30 protein-coding genes are annotated in these 24,481 nt (G+C 69.7%); 14 read left to right on the top strand and 16 right to left on the bottom strand.

Annotation, left to right across the window (positions count from 1 at the left end):
- The first annotated feature begins 121 nt into the window (after nt 1-121).
- Complete coding sequence (locus tag D3218_RS00260) at nt 122-871, top strand: Crp/Fnr family transcriptional regulator (RefSeq protein ID WP_119537905.1); 750 nt, start codon at nt 122-124, stop codon at nt 869-871.
- A gap of 7 nt (nt 872-878) precedes the next feature.
- Here D3218_RS00260 and D3218_RS00255 read toward each other — a convergent pair whose 3' ends face one another.
- The 3 genes from D3218_RS00255 to D3218_RS00245 all read right to left on the bottom strand — a co-directional run bounded on the left by D3218_RS00255 (nt 879) and on the right by D3218_RS00245 (nt 3,428).
- Nucleotides 879-1,859: an asparaginase gene (locus D3218_RS00255; RefSeq protein ID WP_119537904.1), complete on the bottom strand. Its 981-nt coding sequence runs from the start codon at nt 1,857-1,859 to the stop codon at nt 879-881.
- Between the two features lie 30 nt (nt 1,860-1,889).
- Nucleotides 1,890-3,089 (bottom strand): MFS transporter, encoded by a 1,200-nt coding sequence (locus tag D3218_RS00250; RefSeq protein ID WP_119537903.1) that lies wholly within the window; start codon nt 3,087-3,089, stop codon nt 1,890-1,892.
- A gap of 144 nt (nt 3,090-3,233) precedes the next feature.
- Nucleotides 3,234-3,428 carry a hypothetical protein gene (locus D3218_RS00245; protein WP_119537902.1) on the bottom strand — a complete coding sequence of 65 codons (195 nt, stop codon included), beginning with the start codon at nt 3,426-3,428 and terminating at the stop codon, nt 3,234-3,236.
- Nucleotides 3,429-3,557: 129 nt separating this feature from the next.
- On the opposite strand from D3218_RS00245, the gene D3218_RS00240 reads away from it, so the two are divergent.
- Nucleotides 3,558-3,740, top strand: coding sequence for a hypothetical protein (locus D3218_RS00240; RefSeq protein WP_119537901.1), 183 nt, complete (start codon nt 3,558-3,560; stop codon nt 3,738-3,740).
- 10 nt (nt 3,741-3,750) lie between these two features.
- Here D3218_RS00240 and D3218_RS00235 read toward each other — a convergent pair whose 3' ends face one another.
- Nucleotides 3,751-4,833, bottom strand: a complete 1,083-nt coding sequence (locus D3218_RS00235; protein WP_119537900.1) for an enoyl-CoA hydratase/isomerase family protein — start codon at nt 4,831-4,833, stop codon at nt 3,751-3,753.
- A 134-nt stretch (nt 4,834-4,967) separates the two neighbouring features.
- Here D3218_RS00235 and D3218_RS00230 point away from each other — a divergent pair, with 134 nt between their 5' ends.
- Nucleotides 4,968-5,306, top strand: a complete 339-nt coding sequence (locus tag D3218_RS00230) for a DUF2934 domain-containing protein (RefSeq protein ID WP_119537899.1) — start codon at nt 4,968-4,970, stop codon at nt 5,304-5,306.
- A 23-nt stretch (nt 5,307-5,329) separates the two neighbouring features.
- Complete coding sequence (locus tag D3218_RS00225; RefSeq protein WP_119537898.1) at nt 5,330-5,668, top strand: hypothetical protein; 339 nt, start codon at nt 5,330-5,332, stop codon at nt 5,666-5,668.
- A 3-nt stretch (nt 5,669-5,671) separates the two neighbouring features.
- On the opposite strand, the gene D3218_RS00220 is transcribed toward D3218_RS00225, so the two are convergent.
- Nucleotides 5,672-6,355, bottom strand: coding sequence for an SOS response-associated peptidase (locus D3218_RS00220; protein ID WP_119537897.1), 684 nt, complete (start codon nt 6,353-6,355; stop codon nt 5,672-5,674).
- A gap of 163 nt (nt 6,356-6,518) precedes the next feature.
- Between D3218_RS00220 and D3218_RS00215 the strand changes: the two genes are divergently transcribed.
- From D3218_RS00215 to D3218_RS00205, 3 genes are all read left to right on the top strand, one after another.
- Nucleotides 6,519-7,865 carry an MFS transporter gene (locus tag D3218_RS00215; RefSeq protein WP_245414855.1) on the top strand — a complete coding sequence of 449 codons (1,347 nt, stop codon included), beginning with the start codon at nt 6,519-6,521 and terminating at the stop codon, nt 7,863-7,865.
- Between the two features lie 83 nt (nt 7,866-7,948).
- Entirely contained in the window at nt 7,949-9,088 is a 1,140-nt protein-coding gene (locus D3218_RS00210) for a Gfo/Idh/MocA family protein (protein ID WP_119537895.1), read from the top strand.
- 88 nt (nt 9,089-9,176) lie between these two features.
- Nucleotides 9,177-9,950: an NAD kinase gene (locus D3218_RS00205; protein ID WP_119537894.1), complete on the top strand. Its 774-nt coding sequence runs from the start codon at nt 9,177-9,179 to the stop codon at nt 9,948-9,950.
- 2 nt (nt 9,951-9,952) lie between these two features.
- Here D3218_RS00205 and D3218_RS00200 read toward each other — a convergent pair whose 3' ends face one another.
- The 3 genes from D3218_RS00200 to D3218_RS00190 all read right to left on the bottom strand — a co-directional run bounded on the left by D3218_RS00200 (nt 9,953) and on the right by D3218_RS00190 (nt 12,387).
- Entirely contained in the window at nt 9,953-11,092 is a 1,140-nt protein-coding gene (locus D3218_RS00200) for a DUF2336 domain-containing protein (RefSeq protein ID WP_168990366.1), read from the bottom strand.
- 87 nt (nt 11,093-11,179) lie between these two features.
- Entirely contained in the window at nt 11,180-11,803 is a 624-nt protein-coding gene (locus tag D3218_RS00195) for a flavin reductase family protein (RefSeq protein WP_119538436.1), read from the bottom strand.
- A 2-nt stretch (nt 11,804-11,805) separates the two neighbouring features.
- Nucleotides 11,806-12,387, bottom strand: a complete 582-nt coding sequence (locus tag D3218_RS00190) for a nitroreductase family protein (protein ID WP_119537892.1) — start codon at nt 12,385-12,387, stop codon at nt 11,806-11,808.
- Between the two features lie 152 nt (nt 12,388-12,539).
- Between D3218_RS00190 and D3218_RS00185 the strand changes: the two genes are divergently transcribed.
- Nucleotides 12,540-13,652: a hypothetical protein gene (locus D3218_RS00185; RefSeq protein WP_245414854.1), complete on the top strand. Its 1,113-nt coding sequence runs from the start codon at nt 12,540-12,542 to the stop codon at nt 13,650-13,652.
- A gap of 28 nt (nt 13,653-13,680) precedes the next feature.
- Here D3218_RS00185 and thrS read toward each other — a convergent pair whose 3' ends face one another.
- From thrS to D3218_RS00170, 3 genes are all read right to left on the bottom strand, one after another.
- Nucleotides 13,681-15,642: a threonine--tRNA ligase gene (thrS, locus tag D3218_RS00180; protein WP_119537891.1), complete on the bottom strand. Its 1,962-nt coding sequence runs from the start codon at nt 15,640-15,642 to the stop codon at nt 13,681-13,683.
- 135 nt (nt 15,643-15,777) lie between these two features.
- Nucleotides 15,778-16,131, bottom strand: a complete 354-nt coding sequence (gene yidD, locus D3218_RS00175) for a membrane protein insertion efficiency factor YidD (protein ID WP_119537890.1) — start codon at nt 16,129-16,131, stop codon at nt 15,778-15,780.
- Complete coding sequence (locus D3218_RS00170) at nt 16,071-16,514, bottom strand: iron-sulfur cluster assembly scaffold protein (RefSeq protein WP_119537889.1); 444 nt, start codon at nt 16,512-16,514, stop codon at nt 16,071-16,073. Before D3218_RS00170 ends, yidD begins: the two co-directional genes overlap by 61 nt.
- Before the next feature lie 223 nt (nt 16,515-16,737).
- Here D3218_RS00170 and folE point away from each other — a divergent pair, with 223 nt between their 5' ends.
- The 3 genes from folE to D3218_RS00155 all read left to right on the top strand — a co-directional run bounded on the left by folE (nt 16,738) and on the right by D3218_RS00155 (nt 18,872).
- On the top strand, nt 16,738-17,358 hold the full coding sequence (gene folE / locus D3218_RS00165) for a GTP cyclohydrolase I FolE (protein WP_119537888.1): 621 nt from the start codon (nt 16,738-16,740) through the stop codon (nt 17,356-17,358).
- On the top strand, nt 17,355-17,768 hold the full coding sequence (hisI, locus tag D3218_RS00160) for a phosphoribosyl-AMP cyclohydrolase (RefSeq protein ID WP_119537887.1): 414 nt from the start codon (nt 17,355-17,357) through the stop codon (nt 17,766-17,768). Before folE ends, hisI begins: the two co-directional genes overlap by 4 nt.
- A 117-nt stretch (nt 17,769-17,885) precedes the next feature.
- The gene (locus D3218_RS00155) at nt 17,886-18,872 is read left to right on the top strand and encodes a patatin-like phospholipase family protein (protein ID WP_425359280.1); all 987 of its coding nucleotides are present in this window, start codon (nt 17,886-17,888) and stop codon (nt 18,870-18,872) included.
- A 10-nt stretch (nt 18,873-18,882) separates the two neighbouring features.
- Here D3218_RS00155 and D3218_RS00150 read toward each other — a convergent pair whose 3' ends face one another.
- Nucleotides 18,883-19,320 carry a CBS domain-containing protein gene (locus tag D3218_RS00150; RefSeq protein ID WP_119537885.1) on the bottom strand — a complete coding sequence of 146 codons (438 nt, stop codon included), beginning with the start codon at nt 19,318-19,320 and terminating at the stop codon, nt 18,883-18,885.
- A 66-nt stretch (nt 19,321-19,386) separates the two neighbouring features.
- Nucleotides 19,387-20,124 carry a rhomboid family intramembrane serine protease gene (locus tag D3218_RS00145; RefSeq protein WP_245414852.1) on the bottom strand — a complete coding sequence of 246 codons (738 nt, stop codon included), beginning with the start codon at nt 20,122-20,124 and terminating at the stop codon, nt 19,387-19,389.
- Between the two features lie 198 nt (nt 20,125-20,322).
- Here D3218_RS00145 and D3218_RS00140 point away from each other — a divergent pair, with 198 nt between their 5' ends.
- Both D3218_RS00140 and D3218_RS00135 read left to right on the top strand, forming a co-directional pair.
- Nucleotides 20,323-20,928: a PilZ domain-containing protein gene (locus tag D3218_RS00140; RefSeq protein WP_119537883.1), complete on the top strand. Its 606-nt coding sequence runs from the start codon at nt 20,323-20,325 to the stop codon at nt 20,926-20,928.
- A 439-nt stretch (nt 20,929-21,367) separates the two neighbouring features.
- Nucleotides 21,368-21,961 (top strand): transglutaminase-like cysteine peptidase, encoded by a 594-nt coding sequence (locus D3218_RS00135; RefSeq protein ID WP_245414851.1) that lies wholly within the window; start codon nt 21,368-21,370, stop codon nt 21,959-21,961.
- A gap of 82 nt (nt 21,962-22,043) precedes the next feature.
- Here D3218_RS00135 and D3218_RS00130 read toward each other — a convergent pair whose 3' ends face one another.
- The 3 genes from D3218_RS00130 to D3218_RS00120 all read right to left on the bottom strand — a co-directional run bounded on the left by D3218_RS00130 (nt 22,044) and on the right by D3218_RS00120 (nt 24,096).
- Nucleotides 22,044-22,253: a DUF3126 family protein gene (locus D3218_RS00130; RefSeq protein ID WP_119537882.1), complete on the bottom strand. Its 210-nt coding sequence runs from the start codon at nt 22,251-22,253 to the stop codon at nt 22,044-22,046.
- A 76-nt stretch (nt 22,254-22,329) separates the two neighbouring features.
- Nucleotides 22,330-23,151 carry a serine O-acetyltransferase gene (cysE, locus tag D3218_RS00125; protein ID WP_119537881.1) on the bottom strand — a complete coding sequence of 274 codons (822 nt, stop codon included), beginning with the start codon at nt 23,149-23,151 and terminating at the stop codon, nt 22,330-22,332.
- 171 nt (nt 23,152-23,322) lie between these two features.
- Nucleotides 23,323-24,096, bottom strand: a complete 774-nt coding sequence (locus D3218_RS00120) for an alpha/beta fold hydrolase (RefSeq protein WP_119537880.1) — start codon at nt 24,094-24,096, stop codon at nt 23,323-23,325.
- A gap of 132 nt (nt 24,097-24,228) precedes the next feature.
- On the opposite strand from D3218_RS00120, the gene D3218_RS00115 reads away from it, so the two are divergent.
- The gene (locus D3218_RS00115; protein ID WP_119537879.1) at nt 24,229-24,474 is read left to right on the top strand and encodes a zinc-finger domain-containing protein; all 246 of its coding nucleotides are present in this window, start codon (nt 24,229-24,231) and stop codon (nt 24,472-24,474) included.
- The last annotated feature ends 7 nt before the right edge of the window (nt 24,475-24,481 follow it).

The following is a 24,481-nucleotide window of genomic DNA, read 5'->3' as shown; positions in this document are numbered from 1 at the left end:
CCATGCACGAAGGCTTATGGAGCAATTCGAATCCTTGCAGCATAAGCTATTGATCGGCTTCGAGTTCAAACCCGGCAGGCAAGACCGGAACGGGCTGTTGTTTGGAGGAAGCGATCGGTCGATGCCCACCGACATGCAGTCCCGCGTGCGCAACCGCTTGCTCGCCGCAATCCCTGCGGAGAGCTTCGCGTGTCTTGCGCCGCATCTGACGTCGGTTGAGCTTTCGGCCAGACAACTCCTGGTCGAAGACCGGGTGCCGCTCCGTGACGTGCATTTCCTGGAATCCGGGCTGGCCTCCATGGTGGCGACGAGCCGGCACGGAGCCGAGGAGATCGAGGTCGGCCACATCGGCCGCGAGGGCATGACGGGCTTCCACGTCCTGCACGGCGTCGACCACACGCCGCACCGGACGTTCATGCAGACCGGCGGCGCCGCGCTGCGCACTCCGGCCGCGGTGCTGACCAAGATCGCCGCGTCCGACGAGCCGCTGCGCCGGATCCTCCTGCGCTACGTTCACTGCTACGAGATCCAGCTCTCGTATTCGGCGCTGGCCAACGGGCGCTACAACATCAACGAGCGGCTCGCGCGCTGGCTGCTGATGTCGCAGGATCGGCTGGGAAGCGACAGCCTGCCGCTGACACACGAGTTCCTGTCGCTCATGCTCGGCGTGCGCCGGTCGGGCGTGACCAACGAGGTCCACGTCCTGGAGGGCGCCCGGCTCATCAAGGCGACCCGCGGGCGCATCCACATCCTCGACCGCCGAGGCCTGGAGAAGATCGCCGCCGGTTGCTACGGCATTCCCGAGGACGAGTACGAGCGCCTGATCGGCGCCCCGTCCCTCCCCGCGGACCCGGGGAAGCGCGCCCCCTGATCGACCGTCAGCCACCGAGGTCCGCGAAGACGGCCCGGAGGTCGGTTCCCTCGCAGCCGAGCGCGACGGCCGCGAGAATCCGGGCCTTGGCGCCGGTGAGGTCGCCCGCGAAGATGGCACCGGCCCGCTCGAGGTCCCGGCCTCCGCCGTTTCCGTAGACCGGCTTCACGCGCCCCTCCGGGCAGCGGGAAGCGACGATCACCGGGATGCCGCCGGCGATGATCTCGGCCGCCGCCGCCGTGACGACCGGCGGCGTGTTGCCGCGCCCGAACCCTTCGAGGACGATCGCCCGCGCGCCCTCGCCCACCAGAAAGCGCAGCACGCGATCCGACGCGCCCATGGCCATGCGCACGAGTTCCACACCGGTCTCGATCCGGGTCGGCACGAAGGTCCGGCGCAGCACGGGCCGGCGATGGACGCGCACGATCGACCCGTCCACCTCGCCGAGCTTGCCATGCTCGCCCGAGCGGAACGTGTCCGTGCGAGCGGTGTGGGTCTTGGTCACGTCGCGCGCGGCGTGGAAGTCGCCCTCGAACAGGATCATGGCGCCAAGCCCCACCGCATCGGGGCTCGTCGCCAGCCGAACCGCCTCGGAGATGTTGCGCGGGCCGTCCGTGTCCGGCGCGTCTGCGCTACGCTGCGCGCCGGTGAACACCACGGGCTTCTTGGAAGACACCACGAGGTCCGCGAGATAGGCGCTTTCCTCCATCGTGTCGGTGCCGTGCGTGACCACGACGCCGTCGCAGGACGGATCGGCGAGATGCGCGCCCACGCGCCGGGCAAGCTCGAACGCCAACGGCAGGTCGATCGAGAACGAGTTGACGCTGCAGAAATCGTCCACGGCGATCTCGATCCCCTCCAGCCGGTCGTGCAGCCCCGCGCGCAGCGCCTCGCCGCGCACCGAGGCGACGACATCGGCGTTCGCCGCCGTGGTCTCGGCTCTGGAGGCGATGGTGCCGCCGGTGGTGACGAGCTGGATGCGCGGCATGACGGGTCCTTTTTCTGAGGGACCGCCCCGTCAGCGCAGTGTCGGCAACCGGGGCAGCAGGATCGTGGCGAGGCCGAGAAGCGGCAGGAAGGAAACCGTCCGATACACGAACTCGATGCCCGACGTATCGGCGAAATCGCCGAGGAAGGCCGCCCCGAAGCCGCCTGCGCCGAAGGCGAAGCCGAAGAACATGCCCGCCACCAGCCCGACCCGACCCGGCAGCAGTTCCTGCGCGAAGACGACGATCGCCGGAAAGGCCGAGGCCAGCACGAAGCCGATCACCACGGTGAGCGCGGCCGTGAGCGGCAGGTTGGCATAGGGAAGTGCCAGCGCGAACGGGATCACGCCGAGGATCGAGAACCAGATCACGAAGCGGGCGCCGTAGCGATCGCCGATCGGGCCGCCCAGGAACGTTCCCGCCGCGGCCGATCCCAGGAACAGGAACAGCATGAGCTGCGCCTCGCGCACCGTCAGCGCGAAGCGGTCGATGACGTAGAACGTGTAGTAGCTGGAGAAGCTGGCCATGTAGACGTTCTTGGTCGCCGTGAGCAGCACCAGGATGGCGATCGCCCACAGCACGGTGTTGCGCGGCAGCGGCAACGCCCGGCTCGGCGGCTCGCGACCCACCTGCGCCCGGCTATGGCCCACGTACCAGTTGCCTGCCCAGGTCAGGACAGAGATGCCCAGCAGCGCGATGCCGGCGAACCAGGCGATGCTGCGCTGGCCGTTGGGCAGCACGACGAAGGCGGCAAGCAGCGGACCCAGCGCCGTGCCGGCGTTGCCGCCGAGCTGGAACAGCGACTGCGCGAAGCCGTGCCGCCCGCCCGACGCGGCGCGGGCGACGCGCGAGGCCTCGGGGTGGAACACGGCGGAGCCGAAGCCGATCAGGCTGGCGGCCAGGAGCAGCATCGGAAAGCTGGCGGCGGACGAGAGGAGCAGCAGCCCGACCAGGGTCGATGCCATGCCCACCGGCAGCGAATAGGGCATCGGCCAGCGATCGGTGACGATCCCGACACCGGGCTGCAGAAGCGACGCCGTGACCTGGAACGTCATCGTCAGCAACCCGATCTCGACGAAATCCAGCGCGTAGTTCGCCTTCAGAAGCGGATAGAGCGACGCCAGGAGCGACTGCATCACGTCGTTGAGCATGTGGCAGCCGCTCATCGCCAGGAGGACGGAGAGCGTTGTCTTGCGGCGCATCGGCCCCGCAGCGGCGATGATGGACGACATGCTGAACGAACCCCGATCCGGTCACCCGTTCCCCGTTTCGGCGCGATATCGTAAGGCGTGCGAACGGATTGCGACGGGCTCTAGCATGATGCCATCACGTTGTCGCTACCGCCGACGACCCGAGGGGGCGAAACTGTCGCGTCGTCACTGCGCGGGAGGCGCCGCCCCCGTCGCGGGCGCGGCACCCGTCGTCACCGTGCCGCCGGCGGTGGTGGCGGGCCGCTCGCCTTCGCGGCTCGAGAAAAACATGAAATAGAGCACCGCGACCACGAACACCGCCGTGATCACCGCCCAGAGAGAGCCTCTCGTGCGATTGGCGGGCTTGTCGAACTTGGCCAAAATCTTGCTCCGTCGCGCGCGTCCCTCTGGCGGCGATATGGCGCACGTGGGCGGATTGTCGCCTCCACGGGCTTCCGGGACGCGCCCGCCGGCGGGTATGAGAGCGGCCAGCACGAAAGGACGCGAGCCATGGCCTTCAAGACGCCGCACGAGACCGCCGCCGAGGCCCGCATCGCCAAGGCCGGCTGGAAGCGGGACAAGAAGACGGGGCTGTGGAAGTGCTTCCGCGATCCCGAGCGCGGCAAGACCTTTTCCGGCACGGCCGTGGAGCTCGCTCGCATCCTGGACAACAAAGCCGCGGCCGAGGGCTGAGCCGAACCCCTCAGCCGCCGAACACGGGATCGGGCCGGCCGGGATGCTCGGCCAGGACGTCCGACAGAGGCGGCGCCCGCCAGTCGGCCTCTCGCGACGGCCAGATCGGATTGCGATCCTTGTCGATCACGGCGGCCCGGACGCCCTCGTGGAAATCCGCGACGCGGAGGCAGTGGCACGCGGCCCGGAACTCGCGAACCAGGCATTCCTCGAGCGTCCCGCTGTCTGCGCCCGCTTTCAGAAGGGCATTGGTCAGGCCCATCGACCAGGGTGAGCGCGCGCGCATGGCGGCCAGCGTCCGCGCGGCGAAGTCGCCGTGGTTCGCGTCGTCCGTCATGGCCGAGAGTGCCGCTTCGATCGCGCATGGGTCCTCGCGCCCGAACGCCGCGGCGATCGCTTCGCCATGGCGCTCTTGGAGGGGCGCGCCGAGCGGCGCGGCATACGCCGCGATCACCTCGTCCACGGCCGCACCGTCGGCGCCGGGCTCCACCGCGACCAGCGCGGCGCGCAAGGCGGCCGTCCGGTCCGAGGGGACGCAACGGTCGAACAGCCCGGCGGCGAGCGCGTCCCCCGCCTCCACCGTTTCGCCGGTCAGGCCGAGGTAGCACCCGAAGGCCCCTCCGAGTCGGGGAAGTCGGTACGTGGCGCCGACGTCGGGCAGGAAGCCGATGCCGACCTCCGGCATGGCGAAGCGCACGCGCTCCGTCGCGACGCGGTGTCGCAGGTGCATGACCAGCCCCGCGCCGCCGCCCATCACGATCCCGTCGGCCAGCGCCACCACGGGCTTGGGCGCGCGGGCAAGATGGGCGATCAGCTCGTACTCCTCGCGCCAGAAGGCCTCTGCGATGCCGTCGCGGGCCCGGCCGCTGGCCGCCACCGCGCGGATGTCGCCGCCGGCGCAGAAGGCCCGCTCGCCCTCGGCCTCGAGAATCACGAGCGCCACGGCCGGATCGGCCAGGAAATCGCGGAGCGCGGACCGCATCGCCCGGACCATGCCGAGGTCCAGCGCGTTCAGCGCCCGGGGGCGGTTCAGCCGGACGATGCCTGCCCCACCCTCCCGGCTCGCGACGATCGTGCCCTGGTCCTCGCTCATGCGTCCTCCTCCTGCATCCCGCGTCAGCCTGACGGCAAAACCGTCGCCTGTCACGGTCGAGCGTCGTCGGGCGATGCAACCGGCGATCCCGTCGCGCGTAGTCCGGTCACCACGCACGAGAACGGGACATCGCGATGAGCACGACGCTGGACGAAGACAGGGTTCGCCGGAAGGCCCACGAGATCTGGGAGTCCGAGGGACGGCCGGACGGGCGATCCGACAGTCACTGGCAGCAGGCACGCGAGATCGTGGCCTTGAAGGACAGCTACGGCTCGACCCTCACGCCTGTGGCGAATTCGCTGGAGCAGGAGGCCGAGCCGGCCGTCGCCTTCGAGAATCAGGGGGAGTTCCCGGGTCTCACGGACATGGGCGACGGCGCACGCGGCCCGAGTTGGCAGGCGGCGCGCGCAACGACGGACGAGGACGACGCCGATCCCGACAACACGGTGCCCTCGCAGGGCACACGCGCCTGACCGGCGCGAAGGAGCGACACGACATGACCAAGGACTTTCCCGAGCAGCGCATGCCCAACGACCGGCAGCACAGCGAATTCGCGGAGACGGCTCAGCTCGACCAGGCCGACCGCGCGCTTCTCGAAAGCGCCACCGCCGAGGCGTTGCGCGACGAAGCCGACCGGCGCTCCGACACGCCGGCCGACGACGACGCGACGAGGATCGACGTGCGAGCGGAGCCGCGTAGCGAGATCACCGCAGCGATGCCGGGCACCGGATACGACGAGACCGAGGACGGGTTGGCCAACCAGGACGAGGCCGTTCGCAGCCAGGCGGAGGACCGTGTGGCGGGGAGCCCGGCGGAGCTCGACTTCAAGGCCTGACGCCTAGCCGTCGCTGCGCTCGCCTTTCGCGACGATGCGCAGCGCGTCGTCCGGCAGCGGACGCTGAAGCGCCCTGGCCTCCTCCCAGGGCGCTTCAAGCCACAGGTCCATGTCCTCCCCTCGCGTGAGGACGACCGGCATCGCCTTCGGATGGATCGGCGCGACCACCGCGTTGGGGGTCGTCGTCAGGAAGCCGAATGCATCCACCGTCACCTCGCCCTCGGCCTTGCGCCGTGTGCTGGTCCACGCGGTCCAGATGCCCGCGAAGGCCAGAGGCGGGCGATCCTCGGACGCGGCGAACCAGACCGGCACCTTCTTCCCGTCGGCGCCCGTCTCGTACTCGCAGAACGCATTGAAGGGCACGAGGCAGCGATGCGCCGGCGACAGCCAGCGACGCCAGTGCGGGCTCGCCGTGTTGCGGATGTTGGTGACGCCGGGGTCGGTGCTGCGGCCGTTCAGCGCGAACTGCGGCGAGGGCATGCCCCACCGGGCGAGCGCCAGCTCGCGCTCCCCTTCGGCGAGGCGCACGATCGGCGCGCGTCCATCCGGAAACACGGCCGGCATCGCGGGAAGATTGCCCGCGCGATCGCGGGTCGCGCGCATGGCGGCCAGCAGCGCCGTCTGCGGCGTGGTGAGAGAATACAGGTTGCAGATCGCCGCCTCCCCTGCGAGCGCAAGGCTTGCCATGCACGGACGCCTGTGCTGCTACGCGTCACACCTAGCCCGCGACCGCACCGGGACCAGACTGTCCCAAGGCCCGTTCGCGCCGGCCCGAAACCACGATCGGTCTCGCATGCACCAGGATGGGTTGCCCCCCCTTCGCCGCCGGCTCGCTTTCGCGACCATCGCCATGACGCTCTTCGTCGCCGTTCTCGACGGGACGGTGGCCAACGTCGCCCTTCCGCCGATCACCCGCGATCTGGGCGTCTCGCCGGTGGAAGCGATCTGGGTGGTCAACGGCTACCAGCTCGCCGTCACGGTCCTGCTCCTGCCGCTGGCGCGGCTCGGCGAGATCCTGGGCTACCGGCGGGTCTATCTCGCCGGTCTCGGCGTCTTCACCTTGGCCTCCCTCGCCTGCGCCCTTTCGCCCTCGCTCGACGTGCTGATCGCCGCGCGCGTGATCCAAGGCATGGGCGCGGCGGGCATCATGAGCGTGAACATCGCGCTGATCCGCTTCATCTTCCCGGCGGCGCGGCTCGGCCGCGCGGTCGGGCGCGTCGCCATCGTGGTGGGCGTGTCGTCCGCCGCCGGGCCTTCGCTGGCCGGCGCGATCCTCTCCGTCACGTCCTGGCAGGCGCTGTTCCTGATCAACGTGCCGGTCGGCGTCCTGGCGCTTCTCGCCGGGTCGCGGACCCTGCCCGACACGCCGAGATCGACCCGCCCGTTCCATCTCACGAGCGCGCTCCTGAGCGCCGCGACGTTCGGCATGGTCATCTCGGGCGTCAACGGGATCGGTCACTCGGAAGGGCTGCCGGCCTCGCTCGGACTGCTGGTGGGCGGGCTCGCCATCGGCGTCGTCTTCGTGCGGATGCAGCTTCGGATGGACGAGCCGATCCTGCCCGTCGATCTCCTGCGCCGGCCGATCTTCGCGCTTTCGGCGGCGACCTCGGTCTGCTCATTCGGCGCGCAGGGCATCGCCTTCGTGTCCCTACCCTTCCTGCTGCACGACGAACTCGGGCGCTCGGCCGCCGAGACCGGCCTCCTGCTGACGCCCTGGCCGATCGCCACGGCGATCGCGGCGGCCATCTCCGGCCGGCTGGCAGATCGGTTCGATCCGGCGCGCCTGAGCGCCCTGGGGCTCGTGCTGTTCTCCGCCGGCCTCGTTGCGCTGGTGTTCCTGCCCGCAGGCGCCGGCGATCTCGATCTCGTCTGGCGCCTGGCGCTGGCCGGCTTCGGCTTCGGCCTGTTCCAGACGCCCAACAACAAGATCCTCATCACCAGCGCCCCGCGCGAGCGAAGCGGCGGGGCGAGCGGAATCCAGTCCACCGCGCGCCTCGTCGGGCAGTCGCTCGGCGTCGCGCTGGTCGCGGTGATCCTCGGCCTCGTCGCGGCCGAGCCGTTGCGGGCGGCGCTGGCGCTCGCGGCGGTGCTGGCGGCGGCGGGCGTCGTGCCCAGCCTCCTGCGCCGCTACGAGGCGCGGCCGGCCGCGCCGATGGACGAGGCGGCGCGGGCCGAGGAGATGGCGTCCGGCGGCTGACGCGGCTCCCACCCCCGGCCCGTTGGCGATTTCTTATGGCGTCCGGTGGCAGAGCTTGGAGCCCGTGACGACCGGAGGCCGCCATGAACATCGCGATCGTCGGCTGCGGCTTCGTGGCCGACTACTACACGACCACCCTGCCGAACCATCCGGGCCTCCGGCTGGTCGGCGTCCATGATCGCGACATCTGGGCGGCCAAGCGCTTCGCGGCCTTCCACGGGGCCCGCATCTTCGACACGCTGGACGAGCTCCTGGCCGATCCCTCGATCGAACTCGTCCTGAACCTCACCAATCCGGCAAGCCACTACGCGGTCTCGCGCGCCTGCCTCGAGTCCGGGCGGCACGTCTATTCCGAGAAGCCGCTCGCGATGGAGATCGGCGAGGCCGAGCATCTCGTCGCGCTGGCGAGCGAACGGGGACTGCAGATCGCGTCCGCCCCCTCCTCCGTCCTCGGCGAGGCTGCGCAGACCGCGCGCCGCGCGATCGACGACGGGACGCTCGGCGAGGTTCGCCTCGCCTATGCCGAGATGGAGGATTCAATGGTCTTCCGCGAGAACTACCACTCCTGGCGCAGCCTCTCCGGCGCGCCCTGGCCGGCGGAAGACGAGTTCGCCGTGGGCTGCACGCTGGAGCATGCCGGCTACTATCTCACCTGGCTGTGCGAGTTCTTCGGCCCGGTGGAGGAGCTGACCGCCTTTTCGGCCAAGCTGTTTCCCGACAAAGGCACGGGGCAGGCGCCGCACGAGATCGCCAACGACTTCTCCGTCGCCTGCCTGCGCTTCCGAAGCGGCGCGGTGGCCCGGCTCACCTGCGGCCTCGCCGCGCCGAGCGACCGTTCGCTGCACATCGTCGGCACGCAGGGCGTCCTGTCGGTGACGGACGGCTGGAACGCGCGCTCGCCGCTCTACCTTCGCGATCCGGCCGGCCACTGGCGCCCCCGAGCCGGCATCCTCGGCAAGGTGCTGCGGCGTCTGGAACGCGGTCGGCCGCTCAAGCATTGGTTCGGCAAGCGGGTGGCCGTGCCGCGCAGCGAGGCGGTGGTGCCCGACACCTCGTCGCGCATGGATTTCATGCGCGGCCCGGCGAGGTTGGCCGAGGCGATTCGCGACGGCTCGCAGCCGCCGCTCGCCGGCGCCTTCGCGCTCCACGTCACCGAACTGTCGATCGTCGCCCAGAGCGCCGAACGCTTCGCGATGCCCTATCGCCCACGCTCCACCTTCTGAACATGGGCATCGTGGGGCTTGCCTGCCGGTGCGTTGCGGTTAGGTTCGGCACCAGCGTCGGCGGCCAGACCGTCTCCATCGGACCATCATGCTGAGCACGTCACGCCCCATAGCCATTCTCGCCAGCGACGCGCCCGAAGCTCTGGAGGCGGCCGAGCGCCTGTCGGCGCTCTACCGGACGGTGGAGCCCGAGGAGGCCGACGTCATCGTCGCGCTGGGCGGCGACGGCTTCATGCTCCACGTCCTCCATCGCTTCATGGACACGGGCAAGCCGATCTACGGCATGAACAAGGGCACCGTCGGCTTCCTGATGAACGAGTATCGGGAAGAGGGCCTGTCCGAACGCCTGGAGCGCGCGGCCGAGACGGTGATCCATCCGCTGGAGATGACCGCGGTGGACGGCGACGGCCTGCCCCATTCGGCGCTTGCGATCAACGAGGTGGCGCTGTTCCGCCAGTCCTACCAGGCCGCCCGGCTCAAGATCAGCATCGACGGCACGGCGCGGCTGGACGAGCTGGTCTGCGACGGCGTGCTGGTCGCGACGCCCACCGGGTCCACGGCCTACAACCTTTCGGTCCAGGGCCCGATCCTGCCGATCAGCGCGCCGCTTCTCGCGCTGACGCCCGTGAGCGCCTTCCGCCCGCGACGCTGGCGCGGGGCGCTCCTGTCGCGCCACCAGATCGTCGACATCGAGGTGCTGGAAGCGCAGAAGCGCCCGGTCAATGCGGTGGCCGACCATCGCGAGGTGAAGTCGGTCCAGTCGATCCGCATCCGCGAATCGTCGGAGCTGCGCAGCCTGATCCTGTTCGACGCCGAGCATTCCTGGGACGAGCGAATCCTGGCCGAGATGTTCCGCTACTGAGGTCAGGCCGCGAGGTAGCGTTCGGCCCGGCGACGCGCGGTGCTCTGCTGCACCTCGCAGGACATGCGGTGGAGGAGGCGCGAGACGTCCTCCGCCTCCGCGCCGCGCGCCTCGCCGCGAAACGCGACGGCGAGCCGGTCCATCACGGTGGATGCGGCGTCGGCGGGATCGAAGCGGTCGTCGCCCGCCATGTCCTTCCAGACCCGAATCGCGGAAAGCAGGAGCGGCACCACGCTCTTCGGCAGGCCGGCGGCGGCGGCGAGCGCGGCGAAGGCAGGCTCGCGCGCCTCGGCGACGATGGCGCGCACCCGGGCGTCGGGCAGCCCGGTGAGCCGCGACAGCGAGGCGGCGAAGAGGTCGATCCGCCCCATGCACACGGCACGGACCAGGACGGCGGCGTTGAGCTGGCTCGCGCCGCGAAGCTGCTCCACGAAGGCCGCGATCTCGTCGGATCGGATCGTGTCGATCAGCGAGGCGGTGGCCTGCTCGTGCAGCTCGTCGCGCAGCCGCGCGGCGCGCGGCAGCCCGACGACGTTGGCGACGAGGGGCGAGGCGCACAGGGCGTCGCCCAGCGCCGAGAGAAGCGCGTGGCGCAGGCCCGCCGGCAGGTCGTCGCGCTGTAGGAGGGCAAAGCGCAGCTCCGCCGTCTCCGCGGCCGCTTCGACCAGCCGAGCGATCGCCGCGCCTTCCAGCGACGCGGAGCGGTTTCGGGCCAGTTCGACGCGGGCCCTCGGCTCGGCCCCTTCCGCGATGGCCGCCGCCACGGCGGCCGGAAGATCCGCGCGCCGCGCGATCGCGACGCACAGCGCGAGCCGTCCACCGCGAACGAGCTCGCAGAGGTCCTCCGCGGTGAGCATGGGCGACAGGAGCGCCACGGGAAGCGCGACGTCGTCCACGTCCTGCGAGAGGATGCGCACGAGCTGGCGGGAGACGTTGTCGGCATCGGCCACGCCGTCGGCGATCGCGCGCCGCACGCGCGGCGACGGATCCTCGGCGGCGATCACCAGGGCGGCCTCCGCCTCTCGCAGGTCTCCGGGCAGGAACTTGCGGTTCACCACGGCGTTGGCCAGCATCTCCACCGCCGCGCAACGCTCGGCGGAACTCGCTGTCTCGCACCAGAAGACGAATTGCTGTGCCAGCATGTGCCCATGATCCGCATCAGACTCGATGCGTCCCATGGTGCGGCTCAAACCTTTAAGAAAGCGTTCACCAAATCCGGTCGCACTTGCTTAACCTTGCCCCTTCGCCTCCGCGATCTTCGGACGCCGCATCTCGAACGCCTCGTCGGTGGAGGCGAAGTCGAGATAGCCGAGGCGCGAGAGCGGGCGGGCGAGGTCCAGTGCGATCCGCCCGTCGCGCAGGATGCGCTCGTCGATGTGGATGCCGACCACCTGGCCGATCACCATCACCGCCTCCCCCTCGGCACCGTCCAGCCCCACCGGGCGGAACCACTGCGTCAGGCGGCATTCCAGGGCGGCCGGCGCCTCGGCGACGCGCGGCGCGGCCACGAGGCGGCAAGGCGCCTCGCTCAGCCCCGTCAGTGCGAACTCGCTGTCGCCGGCCGAAGCCGGCGCGGACGACAGGTTGACGGCCTCGGCGAGCTCGCGCGTGGCGAGGTTGACCACGAACTCGCCCGTCTCGATCGCGATGCCCGCCGAATGCTTCATGCCGGTGGAGCAGAACATCACGAGCTTCGGGCGATCCGACAGCGCGTTGAAGAAGCTGTAGGGTGCCAGGTTCGTGCTGCCGTCGCGTGCGCGCGTCGAGATCCAGCCGATGGGGCGCGGGGCGACGATCGCCTTGAACGGGTCGTGCGCGAGCCCGTGGTCGTTGGTCGCGGTCTCGTAGAACAGCATCACGCCTCCGGGGGCATCGGCGCGTCCGACACGACGGCCGAGAGTTCGGGACGCGGACGGTCGCTCGGCACTTCGGACGGCGTGCCGACATAGACGAAGCCGACGACCTTCTCCTCCGGGCCGATGCCCATCAGGATCTTGGCCTCCTCGTCATAGGCCACCCATTCGGTGATCCAGTTGGCGGCGAAGCCGTGGGCGTGCGCCGCGTGGATGAGGTTCATCGTCGCCGCGCCGGCCGACAGGACCTGCTCCCATTCGGGGATCTTGAAGTGCGGCCGGGCGGTGGAGACCACGCCGATCACCAGGGGCGCGCGGGTGAAGCGCGCCTCCTCGTAGGCGCGGCGCCCCTCGCTCAACGGGCCCTCGCGGCGCTCGGCGAGCGCGGCCAGCGCACGGCCCGTGGCGGCGGCGGCCTCGCCGCGGAACAGCACGAAGCGCCAGGGCGTCAGCTTGCCGTGATCGGGCACGCGCGACGCGGCAACGAGGATGTCCCGCAGTTCCCCGTCGGAGGGGCCCGGCGCCCGCAGTGCGGGGATGGAGACCGAACGGCGCGTGGCCAGCAATGTCTTGGCGTCGATCATCGGGAAATCCTTCTGCGTTCCGACCGCCGTGCTAGCCGAACTGCGCCCGCCGGCCAACCGGCGAGATGCGCCCCGCGACGGAGTTGCCTTGAAATGGACCACGAGATGGCATTGATGGGTCGTTCCGACGGCAGGCCTATGGAGGATAGAGGTTGATCAAGCGCGCGCCCGGCTTCGCCTTGACCCTTGCGGCCCTCCTGGCCCCGCACGCAGCGGCCGTCGCGCAGGACGCACCGCCGGGCCCCGGCGGGGGCGGCGCGGACCGGCCGGGCGCCTATGCGTCGCCCTCCGCCATTCCGCAGGACCTGCGAAGCCGCGACATCGGCATCGCCCCGTCCGTCGGGCTGAAGAGGCTGGAGCCGATCGCCCTGCCCGAGCGGCCGGACGCCCTGTCGCCCGAACTCGATCTGCCGCCGCTGCCCGCCTTCGCGCCGCAGCCCGCGCCCCATCTCGATATCGTGCGGCCGAACCGGAGCCTCCGGCTGAAGGCGACGCTCGGCAAGGACGGGCCGGAGATCCCCTCCGATCTCGTCTGGCGCCTGTTCTCGCCGCTGCCGGGCCCGGACGGCAAGCTGCCGGTGGTGGCGATGGCCAAGGGTGGACAGGCCGCGTTCGAGGTTCCTGCCGGCAACTATCTGCTGCATGTCGGCTTCGGTCGCGCGGGCATGACCAAGCGCGTCGACTTCTCGGGAGAGGAGACGCAGGAGACCGTGGCGCTCGACGCGGGCGGGCTTCGCCTTCATGCCGACATCCTGGACGGCAACGCGCTGCCGGACGACAAGGTGACCTTCGACGTCTATGCCGGCGGCGCCGACGGGCGCGACCGGCGCCTGCTGGCCCCGGACGTGAAGCCCGGCAGCGTCCTGCGCCTCAACGCCGGGGACTACCACGTGGTGTCGCGCTACGGCTCGGTGAACGCGGTGACGCGCGCCGACATCCATATCGAGGCGGGCAAGATCACCGACGCGACGCTGCACCACCGGGCGGCCGAGGTGACCATGAAGCTCGTACGCGAGAAGGGCGGCGAGGCCCTGGCCGACACGGCGTGGTCGGTCTCCTCGGACCAGGGCGACATCATCCGCGAGAGCGTCGGCGCCTTCGCGTCCATGGTGCTGACGGAAGGCGACTATCTGCTCGTCGCGCGCAACAAGGACCGGATCTTCCAACGGCAGATCGCGGTGCGGCCCGGCGCCGACGAGGAGGTCGAGGTGCTCACCAGCGACCTCGTCGACCCCAACAACCCGGAGGTGGGCACCGGCGACTAGGGCAAGCCCGGCCGCCGGCACCGCGAGATCAGCCGGCGCGCGTGCGCAGGTCCGGCGCCACGGCCTCGTCGCGCAGCAGCGCCTGCGCGTCCGCCAGGCTCATGGCCTCCTGATCGCGCGAGCCGAGACGGCGCAGGTTGACCGACCGCTCCTCCGCCTCGCGCTTGCCGCACACGAGGATCACCGGGACCTTGGCGAGCGAGTGCTCGCGGACCTTGTAGTTGATCTTCTCGTTGCGCAGGTCCGTCTCGACGCGCATGCCCGCCGCCTTCAGCTCGGCGGCCACCTCGCTCGCGTATTCGTCGGCCTCGGAGGTGATCGTCGCCACGACCACCTGCGTCGGCGCCAGCCAGAGCGGGAAATGGCCCGCGAAGTTCTCGATCAGGATGCCGAGGAAGCGCTCCAGCGAGCCGCAGATGGCCCGGTGGATCATCACCGGCGGCACCTTGTCGGAGTTGGAATCGATGTAGAAGGCGCCGAACCGCTCGGGCAGGTTGAAGTCGACCTGCGTCGTGCCGCACTGCCACTCGCGCCCGATCGCGTCGCGCAGCGTGTACTCGAACTTCGGACCGTAGAAGGCGCCCTCGCCCTCGTTGATCCCGGTCTTGATCCGCCCGCCCGACTGCGCCTCGATGGTCTTCAGCACCTCGCGCATGACGCTCTCCGCGCGATCCCACATCGCGTCGGTGCCCACACGCTTCTCGGGGCGCGTCGACAGCTTGACCACGATCTCCTCGAATCCGAAGTCGCGATAGACCGACAGGATCAGGTCGTTGATCTTGAGGCACTCGGCCTCCATCTGCTCGTCGGTGCAGAAGATGTGGGCGTCGTCCTGCGTGAAGCCGCGCACGCGCATCAGCCCGTGCATGGCGCCCGACGGCTCGTAGCGGTGCACCAGCCCGAATTCGGCATAGCGGATCGGCAGTTCGCGATAGGACTTCAGGCCGTGCTTGAAGATCATCACGTGGCCCGGGCAGTTCATCGGCTTCAGGGCGAAGACGCGCTTGTCCTCCGCCTCGTCGCCGGCCGACTGCACCTGGAACATGTTCTCGCGGTACCAGCCCCAGTGGCCGGACGTTTCCCAGAGCGACTTGTCGAGCACCTGCGGCGCGTTCACCTCGGCATAGTCGCCCCGCAGACGGCGCCGCATGTACGCCACGAGATCCTGGAACAGCGACCAGCCCTTGGGATGCCAGAACACGACGCCCGGCCCCTCCTCCTGGAAGTGGAACAGGTCCATCTCGCGCCCGAGCCGGCGATGGTCGCGCTTCTCGGCCTCCTCCAGCATGTGGAGATAGGACTTGAGCTGCTCCGGCGTTGCCCACGCGGTGCCGTAGATGCGCGTCAGCATCGGGTTGTTGGAATCGCCGCGCCAATAGGCGCCTGCGACCTTCATCAGCTTGAACGCCTCGCCGATCTGTCCGGTGGAGGCCATGTGCGGCCCGCGGCAGAGGTCGAACCAGTCTCCCTGACGGTAGATCTTGAGGTCCTGCCCTTCCGGGATCGCGTCCACAAGCTGGACCTTGTAGGTCTCGCCGCGCTCGCCGAACACGCGGCGCGCCTCCTCGCGCGACCAGACCTCCTTGGTGAAGGACGCGTTGCGGCGGATGATCTCCGCCATCTTCTTCTCGATCACCGGGAGGTCTTCCGGCGTGAACGGCGTGTCCCTGGCGAAGTCGTAGTAGAAGCCGTTCTCGATCACCGGGCCGATCGTCACCTGCGTGCCCGGCCACAGTTCCTGCACCGCCTCGGCCAGGACGTGGGCCGTGTCGTGACGGATGAGCTCCAGCGCGCGCGGGTCGTCCCGCGTCAGGATCTCCAGGCTTCCGCCGCGCCCGACCGGATCCGACAGGTCGCGCACCTCGCCGTCGAGCGCGTAGGCCACCGCCTTCTTGGCGAGCGACTTCGAGATGCCGGCGGCGATCTCTGCGCCGGTGGCGGAAGGCTCGTAGGAGCGGACGGACTGGTCGGGAAAGGTCAGGTCGATCATGGCGATGTCCTCGTGTGCTCACCCCCGCCTACCATGCGGGAAAGCTGGATCGATCGGAGGCGCTCGGCCTCCGTTGCGAAGGCGCGACTTCTAGCACCGCGACGCGGAGGCGCAAGCTGCCGCGACGGCGCGAGGTCAGCGCCCCGCAGGGTTCTCGTCGTCGGGAACGGGATCGAGCCCGCCCGCCCCGAACGGCCCGCAGCGCGCGACCCGGCGTGCCGCCAGCCAGCCGCCGCGCCAAAGCCCGTGGCGCGCGACCGCCTCGTAGGCGTATTCCGAACAGGTCGGGACGTGGCGGCAGTGCCCACCCACCAGCGGCGAGAAGCTGACCTGATAGAGCCGCACCAGCGCCGTGCCGAGCAGGCGGCCGGGCGTGCGGCGCCAAGGGCCGGCATAGTTCCGACCGGCGGCCTTTGGCAGGCGGCCGCTCAAGCGGCCAGGCCGTCCCGCGCCTCGGCCTTGTCCAGCGCCTCCACCACGGCGTCGAATGTCAGCATGGTCGAGGCGTGGCGCGCCTTATGCTCGCGCACCGGCTCGAGGTAGCGAAGCTCGGCGAAGCGGCCTTCGGGCGGGGGCCCGCCCGCCTTCAGCATCCGCTCCATCGCCGCGCGCAGCTCGCGCAGTTCGAGCGGTGTCGCCCCGACGATGTGGCGCGCCATCACCGACGAGGAGGCCTGCCCCAGCGCGCAGGCGCGCACCTCGTGGGCGAAATCCGACACCACGCCGTTCTCCAGCGCGAGATCCACCGTCACGGTGGACCCGCAGAGCTTGGAATGGGCCTTGGCGGTGCCGTGCGGCGCGTCGAGGCGTCCGATCCGGGGAATGTTGCCGGCCAGGTCGAGGATTCTGTCGTTGTAGAGGTCGTCGATCATGGCGTGTCCCGTGGACGCTGCGTCGCGCGACGGCGGTCCTGTGAAGCGCCGTGTCGGACGTCTATATAGGGGTGGTCGCGGAAGGCCGAAAGGCGCCCGCGCGATGCGGCCGCGCCCGGCGACTTGACGGGCGTGGTATACTATAACATCAACGGGCCTTCGGATCGGAACGCGGCACCGGCCGCGATCCTTTCGGCGCAGACGCCTCGGCTCAGGGTTCAGCATGGACGCCACGATCAGAAAGCTCGCCCCGGCCGCCGCGGCCGAACCGGTCAGCCGCCCGTCGCGCGAGGAGGCGGAAGCCGCCGTCGAGACGCTGCTGCGCTGGATCGGCGAAGATCCCGCCCGCGAGGGCCTGGTGGATACGCCCCGGCGCGTCGTGAAGGCCTACGAGGAACTCTACGGCGGCTACGGCCAGCAGCCGGCCGACGTGCTGACCCGCACCTTCGAGGAAGTCGCCGGCTACCAGGAGATGGTGCTGCTGCGCGACATCCCCTTCACCTCGCATTGCGAGCACCACATGGTGCCCATCATCGGCAAGGCCCACGTGGCCTACGTGCCGGACGGGCGCGTGCTCGGCCTGTCGAAGATCCCCCGCGTGGTCGAGATCTTCGCCCGTCGCCTCCAGACGCAGGAGAAGCTGACCGAGCAGGTCGCCGCCGTGATCGACGGCGCGCTGACGCCGAAGGGCGTCGCGGTGATGCTGGAGGCCGAACACATGTGCATGTCCATGCGCGGCATCCGCACGCACGGCTCCACCACGGTCACCACCAGCTTCTACGGCGTGTTCCGTGACGACCGGGAGGAGCAGACGCGCTTCCTGGCGATGGTGGGCCGGCGATGAGCGAAGCCGCGCGGCGCTTCCCCGCGCCCGGCTCCAAGGCCGAACTGGAGGAAGGCTCTGCACTGACCCCGCGCTTCGATGCCACTGGGCTGGTGACGGCCGTGGTCACGGACGCCGAGCGCGGCGGCCTGCTGATGGTCGCGCACATGAACGCCGAAGCCCTGGATCTCACGATCCGTACGGGCATCGCGCACTACTGGAGCCGGTCGCGCGGAAGCCTCTGGAAGAAGGGGGAGACGTCCGGGGCGCTCCAGAGCGTGCGGGAGATCCGCGTCGACTGCGACCAGGATGCCGTGTGGCTGAAGGTGTCGGTCGCCAAGCCCGAGGACACCTGCCACACGCACCGGGACACCTGCTTCTACCGCACCGTCGCGATGGGGCCGGATGGCGGCCGTCTGACCGCCGGGTGACACTTTTCATCGCAGCGCACAACATCTTGTGTCCGCGTTAACGCTGATCGTGCATGGAGCCGAAAGCATCGCGACCCATCCTTTGGCGAGGGGACCAGCCGAAGGGCGTGGGACATGATGCTGGATCGCATTTTCAGACAGGCCGAACGCGCCTCGCCGGCCGACCGGAGCGACGGCGGCACGTCGACGCGGGCGCGCCGTCACGAACGCCGGGGCGTGGCCCTGGCGCTCGGCGGGGGCGCCGCGCGCGGCTGGGCGCATATCGGGGTGCTGCGCGCGCTGGACGAGGCGGGCGTTCCCGTTTCCATGATCGCCGGCACCTCGATCGGCGCGCTGGTGGGCGGCTGCTATCTCGCCGGGCGGCTGGACGATCTGGAAGCCTTCGCCCGGTCCCTCACCCGCCGCGGGCTGATGGGCCTGCTCGACCTGCGCTTTGGCGGCGACGGCCTGCTCGGCGGCATGCGTCTCAACGCCCGGCTGACCAGCACGCTCAAGGATCTGCGCATCGAGGACCTCGACCGGCCGTTCGTGGCCGTGGCGACGGAAGCGCGCAACGGCCACGAGGTCTGGCTGGATTCGGGCTCGCTGGTGCTGGCGATGCGGGCATCCTACGCGGTGCCCGGCATCTTCCAGCCCGTGGAGTGCGGGGGGCGGCGCCTCTCGGACGGGGCGCTCGTGAACCCCGTGCCCGTCTCGGTCTGCCGGGCCTACGAGCAGCCGCTCGTGGTGGCCGTGAACCTGCACTACGACCTGTTCGGCCGCGCCGCCGTGCTGCGCATGCGCGCGGAGGGGACGGACACCCACGGGGCCGCCATCGAGAACCCGATCGACCCGATACTGATGACGCGGACGCGGCCGGCCAACCGCCGCGACCGGATCGGCTTCGCCCGCTCCGTGGTGGATGCGTTCAACATCATCCAGGACCGCATCTCGCGCTCGCGCCTGGCCGGCGACCCGCCGGACCTCTCGGTCCATCCGCGCGTGCGCGACATCGGCCTGTCGGAGTTCTTCCGCGCCGAGGAATGCATCGCCTTCGGCTACGAGGAGACGATGCGTTCGATGAACGAGATCCGCCGGCTGCAGGAATGCCTTCCGACGACCTGAGCCGGAGCGATCAACCCGCCGCCGCGTGAATGTAGCTGCGCATCTCCTCGGCCTCCTGCTCGGCAGCCTCGATGCGCCGCTTCACCACGTCGCCGATCGACACGATGCCGACGAGGCGGCCGTCCTCGCAGACCGGCAGGTGGCGGAAGCGGCGACGGGTCATGATCTCCATCGCCTCGTCGACCGTGGTCTCCTCGCCGGCCGTGGTCACCTCGCGGGTCATGACGCCCGCGACCTCGCCCGACAGCGCGTCCATCCCGCCGCCCGCGACGAGGCGCACCACGTCGCGCTCGGACAGGATGCCCAGGAGGTCGCCGTCGGGGCCGGTGACGACGAGGACGCCGATCCGCCGTTCCGCCAGGAGCCGTACCGCGTCGGTGACGGTGGTCCCCGGCTCGATGGTCACCACGTCCCGCCCCTTGGATTCGAGAATGCGCCGCACGGTCATGATGGCCTCCTTCCACCGTTGTCCGCGATCATGGTGCGACGAAGCCGGCGGCTTCGCAACCGGGTCTCAGACGCCGACGGGATGCTGTCGCCGCGGGTCGAAGGCCGAGAAGCACAGGAAGCCGAACAGGAAGCCGCCGACATGCGCTTCCCAGGCGATCGCGCCGCCAGCGCCGAACACCATCCCGGCCCCCGAGCCGAGCGCGAGGTTGGTGGCGAAGAAGACGATCACGAAGAACACGACGGTCCGATCGGACAGGCTTCTCGGGATAGACAGCAACGGCGCATAGGCGATGTCGCCCCGCCCCATCGAACCGAGCGCGAAACGCGCCGCCCCGCCCATCAGCGCCGACACCACGCCCGACGCCCCGATCATCGGCTGGATGAGGTGGGTGTTCATGACGTAGAACATCGCCGCGCCGGCCACCGCGCCCGCCGCGCAGAAGATCAGGAAGCGCCCGGGCCCCAGCCGCCGCGCGACCGGGGTGCCGAAGGCCAAGAGCCACATCGCGTTGGTCGCCAGATGCATCCAGTCGCCGTGCAGGAAGGCGTGCGTGACGGGCGAGGTCCAGGGCGCGAACGGCGCGCGCAGAAGGCACACCTCGTCCGAGGAGCCGTAGCAGCCCGCCAGGAAGGACAGGTTCAGCAGCGCCCAACCGCCCTGCCAGTCGTCCAGCCAGTCCACCCGCACCCAGTGTGCGAAAGCGAGCGCCGCCAGCAGCCCGAGCACGATGCCCGGCACGTTGAAGGCAGGCTGGCGCGGCGGCGGGAGATCGGAGGGCGGCGGGCGATGGTCGAGGGACACGGCTGAACTCCATATGGCAGTGCCGTTGTATCGCTCGCGGCGGCCGGGGCAATGCATCCCTTCCCCGTCGGCGCGCGTGGGAAAGATCTCGCGGGTCGCCCCGAATGGTTCCCGAGGGCTTTCACGGCCGCGCCCGGTACAACCGCTTGTTAAGCCTCATCGCTTATCAGTTGGAAACGAGAGACGCGGGCCGACATCATGCTCAACACCCTGCCCAAGACCCCTGCCGTGACGGAAGACCGCCGCCACTTCAAGCGCGTCTCGATCGACCTTCTCGGGCGGTTCATGCTCGAGGACCAGCGCGAATACCCCTGCCGCATCGACAACATGTCGCCGGGCGACGTCGCCGTGGTGTCGCCGGTCGAGCCTGCCAGCGGCGAGCGCGTGATCCTCTACGCCGATCAGGTCGGCCGCCTCGAAGGCACCGTCGCCCGCCGTTTCGCCGGCGGCTTCGCCCTCGTGCTCAATGCGACGGAACGCAAGCGGGAGAAGCTGGCGGCGCAGCTCATGTGGATGGCCAACCGCGCCGAGCTGTCGCTGCCCGAAGATCGCCGGCACGAGCGCATCCAGCCGCGCAACCCGATCATCCGCATGGTGCTGGAGGACGGGCGCGGCTACGAGGTCCGCATCAACGACCTGTCGCTTTCCGGCGCCGCCGTCGTGTGCGCCGTACGCCCGGCGATCGGCTCCCGGCTCACGCTCGGGACCATGTCCGGCCGGGTTGTGCGCCAGCTCGAGGACGGCGTCGCGATCGAGTTCTCCGCGCTCCAGACCAGCGAATCGCTGCTCGATCACCTCGGCTGACCGCCGGCGCCCACTCTCGACCATCACAAACCTGTGGATAACGGGGACCGTTCTCGACGGCCCCGCGGCGCCTATGCGCGCCGCCGTTAGGGTCTTGCTCATCCTTTCTTAAGGAGTGTGGCAAGCGTGTTCCGTACCCTTCGATCGAGCCCCCTCCCCGGCCTTAACCTTTCGGCCGCCGCGGCGTTAACGCCTGGCTGCCCCGCGCCCCGCGCGGCGGGCCGCCGCCCCCTTCCGCCTTCACCTTCGTGGACGCTCGCCGGCCATGCTTACCGAAGCATTGCCCGGTGGAACGACATTTTAAGGGCAATTCTTCAGATCCGCGCAAGCAAGAGATCTGAACAATTCGAGGATCAGTTTAAGAAAATTCATATCCGGCGTTTGGATTTCAAGTAAATCCGGTCTGCGACTGTGCGTGCGTCACCGCTGGAGACCGAAAGTGCAGCTCAGCAACCGCCTCCTCTCCGTCGTCACTATCCTGACCCTCGGCCTGTTCTATGCAGGCGCGGCCGATGCCGGGATGAGGCTGCGCGGCCCGACGTCCCAGCCGATCGGGCACTTCGAGTTCTGCAAGTCCTACCCGGACACCTGCGGCCCCAACGCGAGCGTCGGGATCATCCAGATCTCGGACCGAACGTGGCAGGCGATCGTGGAGGTCAACAACACGGTGAACGAGGGCATCATCCCGCGCACCGACATGGAGATGCACGGCGTCGCCGAACTCTGGTCCTATCCGTCGATCGAGGGCGACTGCGAGGATTTCGCGCTGCTGAAGCAGTACATGCTGGAGCGCGAGGGTTTCCCGCGCTCGGCGCTGCTCATGACCGTGGTACGCCAGCCGAACGGCGAGGGTCACGCGGTGCTGACCGTGCGCACGGATCGCGGCGACATCGTCCTCGACAATCTCGACAAGCGCGCCCTCGACTGGACCCTGACGCCCTACAAGTTTCTGAAGCGCCAGTCCGAGCAGAATTCCGCCAAGTGGGTGGCGATCGAGGACGGACGGGACATGCTGGTCGGCAGCGTGCGCTGATCGCCCAAGCCTCCGAACGAAAAAGGCCGGCTTCGAGCCGGCCTTCTTCGTTCGCGTCGGGATGGCCGCCGTTCGGCCAATGTCAGTCGAGGTCGATGTCGAGCACCGTGATGGTGACGTGGTAGGAGGTCTCGCCCTCCTCCGTATCCTTGCCGACCGTTCCGATGAAGTCCTCGCCGACATAGACCTCGGCCGTATCCTTCTTGCGCGGCATCGCCTTCACTTGGACGCCGGACGTCTTGAAGGTGCGGTTCAGGTAGGCTTCGAGCTTGCGGATTTCGTCGGGCTTCACGAGGTCAGTCTCCTTGGGCGCGTCCTGCGCGTCGAGGGGGTACAACGGCCGGGACGGCCGAACGGATGGTCCGCGCTCAGTCGTCGCGGGAAAAGTTCTGGTCCATGGCACGCGCCGGTTCGGCGCAACCGGAACTGCCGACGATGCGCGCTGGAACGCCCGCAACCGTCGAGTTGGGCGGGACTTCGGCGAGCACCACGGAGCCGGAGGCGATCTTGGAGCAGTCGCCGACCTTGATGTTGCCGAGGATCTTCGCCCCAGCGCCAATCAGGACGCCGTTGCCGATCTTGGGATGCCGGTCGCCGAACTCCTTGCCGGTGCCGCCGAGCGTCACGTCCTGCAGGATCGAGACATTGTCGCCGATCGTCGCCGTGAAGCCGACCACCAGCCCGGTGGCGTGGTCGAGGAAGATGCCCCGTCCCATGCGCGAGGCGGGATGGATGTCGGTCTGGAACACGGACGAGGAGCGCGACTGGAGGTAGAGTGCGAAGTCGCGCCGCCCCTCGTTCCAGAGCCAGTGGGCCAGCCGGTGGGTCTGGATGGCGTGGAAGCCCTTGAAGTACAGGAGGGGCTCGATCATCCGCTCGCAGGCGGGGTCGCGGTCGAACACGGCCTGGAGATCGGTGCGCACGATCCCTCCCCATTCGGGCCGCGAGGCGTTCATCTCGGCGAAGGCCTGCTCGATGTGGCAGGCAGGCAGGTCGGCATGGTCGAGCCGCTGGCCGATCCGATGGGCGATCGCCGCCTCCAGCGTGCGGTGGTTGAGCACCGCAGCATAGAGGAAGCCGCTGAGCGCGGGCTCGCGCTCGCTGGCGGTCAGCGCCTCGTCTCGCGCGCGGGCCCAGATCGGGTCCACCGCCTGCACGCGCTCGGTCGCGGCCTTCATCAAGACGGTCATGGTGATCCTGCCTTCGTTCGCTCGGGTTCCGCGCCTTCGGTGAAACATAAGCACGTCGACGCGCTTCACCAGCCCGCCCTGTGAAAGGCTCCCCCGCTCCGCGATCGGACCGAAGGGTCGCCGCAGCGTCTAGCCGAACGCGCCGGGTTTGCAAATGCTCCCCGAAAGACCTCAGCCGGCCAGGGCATCCCGGTGCCGGGCGAGGAAGTCGAGAACGGCGGCCTTGAAGGTCCGATCGCCGACGGCCAGCATGTGGTCGCGGTTCACGATCTCGAAGACCTCCGCATCGCGCATCAACGCGCCGAGCCGCTCGGGCGAGCCGGCGATGTCGTCGCGCGTGCCGACGCCGATCAGCGTCGGCTGGGCGAGGGTGCCGACCTGCGCCTCGGTCAGCTCGCGGCGCGAGGTGGCGATGCAGGCGGCCAGCGCGAGCCGGTCGCTGCCGGTCCGGTCCGCGAAGCTGCGGAACATGCGGCCGCGCTCGTGCGTCACGTCATCCAGCGAGGGCGCGAGAAGCGCCTCGGCGATCGGATCCCAGTCACCGACGCCCTCCACCAGGCCGATCCCGAGCCCGCCGAACACGAGGAGCGGAAACCGTTCGGGATGAAGACGTCCCGCGAAGGCGGACACGCGCGCCCCCATGGAATAGCCGAAGAGGGCAGCGCGCTCGACTTCGAGCCAGTCCATCAGGGCCACGAGATCTCCCACCATGGCTTCGGGCGTGTAGGCGGCCGCGTCGTGCGGCTTGTCGCTGCCGCCATGGCCGCGGTGGTCGAAGGCGAGCACGCGGTAGCCAGCGCGCGTCAGCGTGTCGACCCAGCCCGGGTCGATCCAGTTCACCCGCATGTTGGAAGCGAAGCCGTGCACCAGCACGATGGCGGGCGCCGACGCCTCCCCTTCGTCGAGGTAGTCGAGGCGCAGGCCATCGTTCTGGAACTCGGGCATCGGGCACGCCGCTCCGCTTGGGGACATCGGGTCCCCGATAGCGCGAAGTCGGGCGCCAGAACCACCCTGTTCTTTTTGACCGAGGGTCGATAAGTTCCGCCCGCTTCGAGTTGAGCGAATGGAGACGGCAGGATGGCCGACTACGGAACCCCCCACTTCCAGAACGACGGGGGCCATGCGGTGATCGAGATCGGCGTCGCCGAGTTCATGTGCGTGGGCGCGACGCCTCCCTACGACCACCCGCACGTGTTCCTCGACATGGGCGACGAGGGCGAGAAGGTCTGCCCCTACTGCTCGACGCTCTACAAGCTGAACACCGCGCTGAAGCGCGACGAGAGCGTGCCGCCGGGCTGCCTCTACCGCACCCGCGCGGCCTGATCCGACC

The sequence above is a fragment of the Aureimonas flava genome (assembly GCF_003583935.1).
Classification (GTDB): Bacteria; Pseudomonadota; Alphaproteobacteria; order Rhizobiales; family Rhizobiaceae; genus Aureimonas; species Aureimonas flava.
This window is presented reverse-complemented; position numbering and strand designations above follow the sequence as displayed.

Bases quoted from the DNA above. Each gene is read 5' to 3' on its own strand.
- D3218_RS00260 (WP_119537905.1), top strand. From the start codon at position 122: ATGCCCACCGACATGCAGTCCCGCGTGCGCAACCGCTTGCTCGCCGCA.
- D3218_RS00255 (WP_119537904.1), bottom strand. From the start codon at position 1,859: ATGCCGCGCATCCAGCTCGTCACCACCGGCGGCACCATCGCCTCCAGA.
- D3218_RS00250 (WP_119537903.1), bottom strand. From the start codon at position 3,089: ATGTCGTCCATCATCGCCGCTGCGGGGCCGATGCGCCGCAAGACAACG.
- D3218_RS00240 (WP_119537901.1), top strand. From the start codon at position 3,558: ATGGCCTTCAAGACGCCGCACGAGACCGCCGCCGAGGCCCGCATCGCC.
- D3218_RS00235 (WP_119537900.1), bottom strand. From the start codon at position 4,833: ATGAGCGAGGACCAGGGCACGATCGTCGCGAGCCGGGAGGGTGGGGCA.
- D3218_RS00230 (WP_119537899.1), top strand. From the start codon at position 4,968: ATGAGCACGACGCTGGACGAAGACAGGGTTCGCCGGAAGGCCCACGAG.
- D3218_RS00225 (WP_119537898.1), top strand. From the start codon at position 5,330: ATGACCAAGGACTTTCCCGAGCAGCGCATGCCCAACGACCGGCAGCAC.
- D3218_RS00220 (WP_119537897.1), bottom strand. From the start codon at position 6,355: ATGGCAAGCCTTGCGCTCGCAGGGGAGGCGGCGATCTGCAACCTGTAT.
- D3218_RS00215 (WP_245414855.1), top strand. From the start codon at position 6,519: ATGACGCTCTTCGTCGCCGTTCTCGACGGGACGGTGGCCAACGTCGCC.
- D3218_RS00210 (WP_119537895.1), top strand. From the start codon at position 7,949: ATGAACATCGCGATCGTCGGCTGCGGCTTCGTGGCCGACTACTACACG.
- D3218_RS00205 (WP_119537894.1), top strand. From the start codon at position 9,177: ATGCTGAGCACGTCACGCCCCATAGCCATTCTCGCCAGCGACGCGCCC.
- D3218_RS00200 (WP_168990366.1), bottom strand. From the start codon at position 11,092: ATGCTGGCACAGCAATTCGTCTTCTGGTGCGAGACAGCGAGTTCCGCC.
- D3218_RS00190 (WP_119537892.1), bottom strand. From the start codon at position 12,387: ATGATCGACGCCAAGACATTGCTGGCCACGCGCCGTTCGGTCTCCATC.
- thrS (WP_119537891.1), bottom strand. From the start codon at position 15,642: ATGATCGACCTGACCTTTCCCGACCAGTCCGTCCGCTCCTACGAGCCT.
- D3218_RS00170 (WP_119537889.1), bottom strand. From the start codon at position 16,514: ATGATCGACGACCTCTACAACGACAGAATCCTCGACCTGGCCGGCAAC.
- folE (WP_119537888.1), top strand. From the start codon at position 16,738: ATGGACGCCACGATCAGAAAGCTCGCCCCGGCCGCCGCGGCCGAACCG.
- hisI (WP_119537887.1), top strand. From the start codon at position 17,355: ATGAGCGAAGCCGCGCGGCGCTTCCCCGCGCCCGGCTCCAAGGCCGAA.
- D3218_RS00155 (WP_425359280.1), top strand. From the start codon at position 17,886: ATGCTGGATCGCATTTTCAGACAGGCCGAACGCGCCTCGCCGGCCGAC.
- D3218_RS00150 (WP_119537885.1), bottom strand. From the start codon at position 19,320: ATGACCGTGCGGCGCATTCTCGAATCCAAGGGGCGGGACGTGGTGACC.
- D3218_RS00140 (WP_119537883.1), top strand. From the start codon at position 20,323: ATGCTCAACACCCTGCCCAAGACCCCTGCCGTGACGGAAGACCGCCGC.
- cysE (WP_119537881.1), bottom strand. From the start codon at position 23,151: ATGACCGTCTTGATGAAGGCCGCGACCGAGCGCGTGCAGGCGGTGGAC.
- D3218_RS00120 (WP_119537880.1), bottom strand. From the start codon at position 24,096: ATGCCCGAGTTCCAGAACGATGGCCTGCGCCTCGACTACCTCGACGAA.
- D3218_RS00115 (WP_119537879.1), top strand. From the start codon at position 24,229: ATGGCCGACTACGGAACCCCCCACTTCCAGAACGACGGGGGCCATGCG.